At 67.4% G+C, this 5,790-nt stretch carries 6 protein-coding genes; 4 read left to right on the forward strand and 2 right to left on the reverse strand.

The annotated features are described in order from the left end of the window. From AB1609_14370 to rdgB, 3 genes are all read left to right on the forward strand, one after another. On the forward strand, window positions 1-619 hold a 619-nt coding region (locus AB1609_14370; GenBank protein ID MEW6047643.1), incomplete at its 5' end, for a cyanophycin synthetase. Then, window positions 616-1,488 carry a ribonuclease PH gene (gene rph / locus AB1609_14375; GenBank protein MEW6047644.1) on the forward strand — a complete coding sequence of 291 codons (873 nt, stop codon included), beginning with the start codon at window positions 616-618 and terminating at the stop codon, window positions 1,486-1,488. The genes AB1609_14370 and rph, both read left to right, overlap by 4 nt. Window positions 1,489-1,516: 28 nt before the next feature. Then, a complete protein-coding gene (gene rdgB / locus AB1609_14380; protein ID MEW6047645.1) occupies window positions 1,517-2,173 on the forward strand; it encodes an RdgB/HAM1 family non-canonical purine NTP pyrophosphatase in 657 nt (218 codons plus the stop codon). Between the two features lie 468 nt (window positions 2,174-2,641). On the opposite strand, the gene pdxA is transcribed toward rdgB, so the two are convergent. Both pdxA and AB1609_14390 read right to left on the reverse strand, forming a co-directional pair. Then, complete coding sequence (gene pdxA, locus AB1609_14385; protein MEW6047646.1) at window positions 2,642-3,694, reverse strand: 4-hydroxythreonine-4-phosphate dehydrogenase PdxA; 1,053 nt, start codon at window positions 3,692-3,694, stop codon at window positions 2,642-2,644. A 100-nt stretch (window positions 3,695-3,794) separates the two neighbouring features. Beyond that, window positions 3,795-5,270, reverse strand: coding sequence for a four-carbon acid sugar kinase family protein (locus AB1609_14390; protein MEW6047647.1), 1,476 nt, complete (start codon window positions 5,268-5,270; stop codon window positions 3,795-3,797). Between the two features lie 222 nt (window positions 5,271-5,492). On the opposite strand from AB1609_14390, the gene AB1609_14395 reads away from it, so the two are divergent. Then, window positions 5,493-5,790, forward strand: a 298-nt coding sequence (locus AB1609_14395) for a GntR family transcriptional regulator (GenBank protein MEW6047648.1), incomplete at its 3' end; no start/stop codon positions are given.

A 5,790-nucleotide genomic window follows, 5' to 3' on the forward strand; every position in this document is an offset into this window, starting at 1 on the left:
CGTTGTGCCGGGCGGCGTCGTGGAAGTGTGCCGGCGCAGCGACATCCGGCTGCGCGGCGAGCACAACGTGGAGAACGTCCTGGCGGCCAGCCTCGCCGCGCTCCGCTGCGGCACGCCGCTCGAGGCGATCCGGGAGGCCGTTCGCACCTTTACGGGCGTTGTGCACCGCCTCGAAGAGGTGGGCCGGGTCGACGGCGTTCTCTACGTCAACGACTCCATCGCGACCACACCGGCGCGGGCCGTGGCGGGCTTGCTTGCGTTCCAGGAGCCGGTGGTGCTGATTGCGGGCGGCTACGACAAGCACCTGCCCTTTGCGGAGTTCGCCAGGGTGGCTGCGGAGCGCTGCCGCCACATCGTGCTTTTGGGGCAGACCGCCCCGGCCATCGAGCGGGCGCTGCGGCAGGCCGAAGAGGAGACCGGCCGGCCTGTATCCTATGAGAGGGTGGAGAGCTTCGAGGCGGCCGTCCGGGCCGCCCGGGCGGCGGCCAGGCCCGGTGACGTGGTGCTGCTGTCGCCGGCGTGCGCGAGCTACGACATGTTCCACAACTTCGAGGAGCGGGGGGCGCGGTTTCGCCAGATGGTGCAGGCCATGATGCAGGAGGCCGCGGAGAAGCGGTGACGGCACGACTTGCGCCTGCTTCGGGGCAGCAACCCCCGCAACACGGCTCGCAGAACGCGCCTCCACAGACGGGGCCCCACACCCCGCCGGCGAGGACCGGGCGGGGAGCGGCGGAGTTGCGTCCCGTCGCCATCGAGCGGGGCGTCATGAAGTGGGCCGAGGGTTCGGCCCTCATCCGGATGGGTGATACCCGGGTGCTGTGCACCGTGTCGGTCGAGGACAAGGTGCCGCCGTTCCTGCGGGGGACAGGCTCCGGGTGGGTGACGGCGGAGTACGCCATGCTGCCCCGCTCCACCCGGGAGCGCACGCCCCGGGACATCAGCCGCGGGCGGCAGGCGGGGCGTTCGGTGGAGATCCAGCGGCTCATCGGGCGGAGCCTGCGCTCGGTCGTGGACATGCCGGCTCTGGGGGAGCGCACGCTCTGGGTGGACTGCGACGTGCTGCAGGCGGACGGCGGGACCCGCACGGCCTCCATCACGGGGGCGTTCGTGGCGCTGGCCGACGCGCTGTGGCTGTTGAAGGCGCAGCAGGGCTGGGAGCACATCCCGCTCGCGGACTTCCTGGCCGCTGTCAGCGTGGGCATCGTGGGGGGCGAGGTGAGGGTCGACCTGGAATACGCCGAGGACTCCGTGGCCGACGTGGACATGAACGTGGTCATGACGGGCAGCGGCCGGCTCGTCGAGGTCCAGGGCACCGCCGAACACACACCCTTCGACCTGGCGGGGGCCGGGCGGCTCATCGAGATGGCAGCGGCCGGCATTCGACAGCTCATGCAAGTGCAGCGCCAGGTGCTGCCGGCGGAAGTGGTGGCGGCCATCGAGGCCCGGCGGGTACTGCCGCCTCCGGCCAGGCCTGCGGTTGACGAATGAGAGGGCGGGAAGCGGGGCGGGGGCGCAGGTGAGGCCAAAGATCGTCGTGGCCTCGACGAACCGGGGCAAGCTGCGCGAGTACCAGGCCCTGGCGTCCGGCGGCCCGCTGAACGGGCTGGTCGAGGTGCTGATGCCAGGCGACCCGGCACTTGGCGGAAAAGCCATGCCGGAAGTGCCCGAGGACAGCCTGGAGCTGGCCGTCAACGCGGCGGCCAAAGCCCGGGCGGCGGCAGCGGCGTACGGGCTCGTGGCCGTGGCGGACGACACCGGCCTGGAGGTGGACGCGCTGGGCGGCGCGCCCGGCCCCAGGGCTGCCCGCTACGCCGGCCCTAACGCCACTGACGCGCAGCGGGTGGCGCGCCTGCTCGAGGCGCTGCGGAACGTGCCGCCCGAGCGTCGCACGGCTCGCTTCCGCTGCGCCGTCGCGGTGGCCGAGCCCCCCGATTCACCCTCCCCGGGCGGAGCAAGGACCTGGGTCTTCGAGGGGACGTGCGAGGGACGCATCCTGCACTCACCCCGCGGCGGCGAGGGCTTCGGCTACGACCCGGTCTTCTGGGTTCCGGGTGTGGACAAGAGCTTCGCACAACTCACCCTCGACGAGAAAAACCAGATCAGCCACCGCGCCCGCGCGTGGCGGAGCGCCGAACCGCTGCTGGTGCGCCTGCTGATAGGCCCTGGCGGCTGACGCCGAGGCGGCTCCTGTAACTTTCGTTGTGACGGCCGCCTTGGTGCTCGTGGCTCCGGGCGCCGCAGCGGGTGACGCCACGGCACCGAGCACGCCGTTCCACCTTGCGCTGGCATGGGCACGCAGGCGTACGCTGCCGTGCGGGGCCAACCGTACTGGCGTGAGGAGCGGCCCGGCCCGGGCATCAGCTACGGCGCGTCGGGGTACCGCCCCGCACAACCGGAAGCCCCGCACGCTGTCCCATCTGCGCCGGGGCTCCGACAGGGCCACTACGCCGAGGCCGACCAGGCAAGGCAGTTCGCTGCCCTGGCCGCCGCCTGCTCCGAAGCTGCCGCTTCCGGCCGCAAAGCAGCCGCCGACGAGGCCGCATACAGGGAGGCAGCGCTCATCTACCATTGCTCACGCGACGAACCTGCCTTGCATTGCCGACGGCAGGTTGTGATGCAGTGCGTCAAAGCCTCGAGCCGTTCATCTCCCGGCCGTTGCTCGCCAGGGCCGGGCATAGCGGGCGGCAACTCGGATCGCCTCAAGCATGCTGATCTCTCGCGCCTTCCCGGTTCCGGCGATGTCGAGGGCAGTTCCGTGGTCCACCGACGTGCGAAGGAACGGGAGCCCAAGCGTCAGGCTAACGGTACGGTCGAAGTCATAGACCTTGGCGGCGATGTGTCCCTGGTCGTGGTAGAGCGAAATCACTGCATCGAATCGCCCTTGGATGGCCTGGTGAAAGACCGAGTCGGCAGGTACCGGACCTGTTACCCGCACACCCCGTTCCCGAGCCGCGTCGACAGCCGGCATGATGGTGTGGGCCTCTTCGTCGCCCATGAGCCCACCGTCGCTAGCGTGCGGGTTGAGCGCAGCCACCGCCAGCAGGGGATCGCTTAGCCCCAAGCGGCGCAGGTAACGGTCGGCGGCGAGAATGGTGTCGAGTACTCGCTGTGTGGTGATGAGGTCACAAGCTCTTCGCAACGACACGTGCCGCGTCACGAAGAATATGCGGAGTGAGCCGGCCATGAACATGGTAAAGGCCGCGGAACACCCGGCAAGATGAGCAAGCATCTCTGTGTGCCCGATGAACGGCACACCGGCCGCCCGCAGCGCTTCTTTGTGGATAGGAGCAGTGACCATCCCGTCCAGGTGGCCGGCCAGCGCGTCCTGAACCGCGGCGCGAATGTAGGCGAATGCGGCACGGCCGCCCGCCATGCTGACGCTGCCGATGGGCACATCCGGTGGAAAGGCGGCCCGGACCTCCACCAGTGGCACGACGTCGGGTGAAACGTAAAAAGCTTCCTGTACACTCTGCACAACTTTCAGGAGCGGCATCTGCGCAACTACGCCGGCGATCCGATCGAACGCGGCCTGCTGGCCGTAGACCACACACCGGCACCACTGGCGCACCTCCGGGCGTACAAGTGCCTTCGCCACAATCTCTGGCCCAATCCCGGCCGGGTCGCCGATGGTGATCCCGATGCTCGGCGCTTCACCGCACCCGCCGGCAGCCTCGATGTTTCCGGGCGCTTCCAACTTCCGAAGCGGTGGTCCCGCCGCGTCCGGCACCGGGATGCTGGAAATAGGAGTCGTACGCCACACTACGCTTCAGCGCTCCATTCCGACTGATGACCCGCTACCCCTCAAGCCGTCTTACCGCTTCCACCAGACCGTTCTCATCTCCCACGTTGCCTGGAAAGATCACATAGGGAATCCCAGGAAACCTGGTTTCGCTCCCCAATCGCCAGACTGGTACTCCGGGAAGGATCGGCCCGAGCACGAACGCACATCGTACACCCAATGCGTCCGTCGCGACGCGGCTTGAGGTGACTCCTCCCTTGGCAATGACGAACCGCGGCGCTTCCTCAACACGGCCCACCGCCTCCACCAGGGCATCGGCGATGGAGGCGCCAACCTGCAGCCCAGCTTCGCCGGGCCGGGTCTGCACATCCCTGCTCGTGTAGAGCACTGCCACGCGTCCGCGTTCGAGTGCCTCCGTTATGGTCCTGCTCGCTTGATCCACCTCGTCCTGCCGGGATGTCGCGCTCAGTAGGATCCGCTGAACTCGGAGTTCGATCCCCACTACTTCTGGTTGCTTCAGAAGTCGTGCCAACTGCGCCCCCGTACGTCGAACGTACGACCCAACCACCACAAGCCCGCCCCCCTTTCTTCCCTCTCGTGAGGCCGGTACTCCTCGCTGGTAGAGGTCATCAGCTCCGAGAAGCGGGCGGGGAGAGATACCCCCGCGTACGCGGAGAAATGACGCGGCCGTGCGGTACACGTACCTCTTGCCCCGGGCCTCGGCGGCGAGAAGCGCCGCCACCGCTCCCTCCAGGTCGCGGTACGACGTAGCGTTGACCACGATGGCCGGCCCTTGATATGCCGCCAGCAGGTCGGCTACCCGTTCCGGAGGCTGGCTTCGCAGGAGGTCAAGAGACAGGGAGAGGACCTCCCTCGCTTTGATACGACCGCCGGTCCGTTCTTCCACCCAGTCGCGCAGGTTTGAGGAGCGGTAGCCGAAGAGGTGGTCCTGTGCGAACTCCGTCTCACTTACCGGGATCATGCGATCACCCTGTCGTACCCATTGCACGTCCCACGCGGTGAACCGGCCTCCCTCCTCGAAAAAGGGCACAAGCACGACAGCATCCACCGGGGAGCCGGCCTGGCGCAGGATTCTCGCCAACTCGTCGGTCTCTGCCGGAAAATGCCCGCGTAGCGTCGAGTCGCTCCGGGAGACCAAGGTGAAGGCGACGCCTGTGTCGCGGGACGCTTGCACAAGCTCCTGCGCGATGCCCGCGTTGAGCTCGATGGCTTGCCCCTCGGGAAGGCTACGGGAGTTGGTGAGAACAAAGAACATTTTCCCCGAAGCCGTCAGGGCACGGGTAAATTCTTCGCGCGACCAGCGGGTGAGCACCTCGACCCCGTGCACCGTTTGTGACCCGGTAGGATCGTCGTCGAGCACCACGACTTTCCGCCGATCCTGTTCCAGCGCAGCCTCTAGTGCAGCCCGTTGCTTCTCTACCAGGGCTGGAGGCGCGGGGATGGGGAGCTTCTCCTCCCAGTTCGCAGCATCCACCGAATGCTCCCAAAGCTGCTCCCTCTCTATTCCCACCGCACCCTCGCCTCCTGTCACGGCGTTCGGAGATGACTCAAAGCTCCGCGTGATAAGGCGCTCGTCTGCCTCCTGAGGTACGATGCCCACCCAAGGGACTTCCTGCCCCGCAATTTTCTTACCGTTTACAGAAGGAAATTGGAGAACGATGCCGAATGCGGTTGTCAGCAGGTTCACAGGTCAGACCACTTCACATTGGAGGTCGGCGGAATGCGGGCCCCCGTGAGACAGATTGCTCGCACCACCCTCTCCGACAGGATTATCAGCGAGCTGCTTGGGCTCATCGAGCAAGGGTACGTCAAGCCGGGGGACCGCCTTCCCCCGGAACGTGAGCTCAGCAAGCAACTCGGGGTGGGTCGCTCGTCGTTGCGGGAAGCAATGCGCCTGCTGACGATGCTGGGTCTTCTCGAAACCCGCCACGGCGACGGTACCTACGTGCGTGAGTGGACATGGGCGTTCTACTCGAGGCCGCTGCGGTGGGGGCTGAGGTTGGCACCCGAGAGCATCGACCAGGTTGTTG

Source organism: Bacillota bacterium (assembly GCA_040754675.1).
Classification (GTDB): Bacteria; Bacillota; Limnochordia; order Limnochordales; family Geochordaceae; genus Geochorda.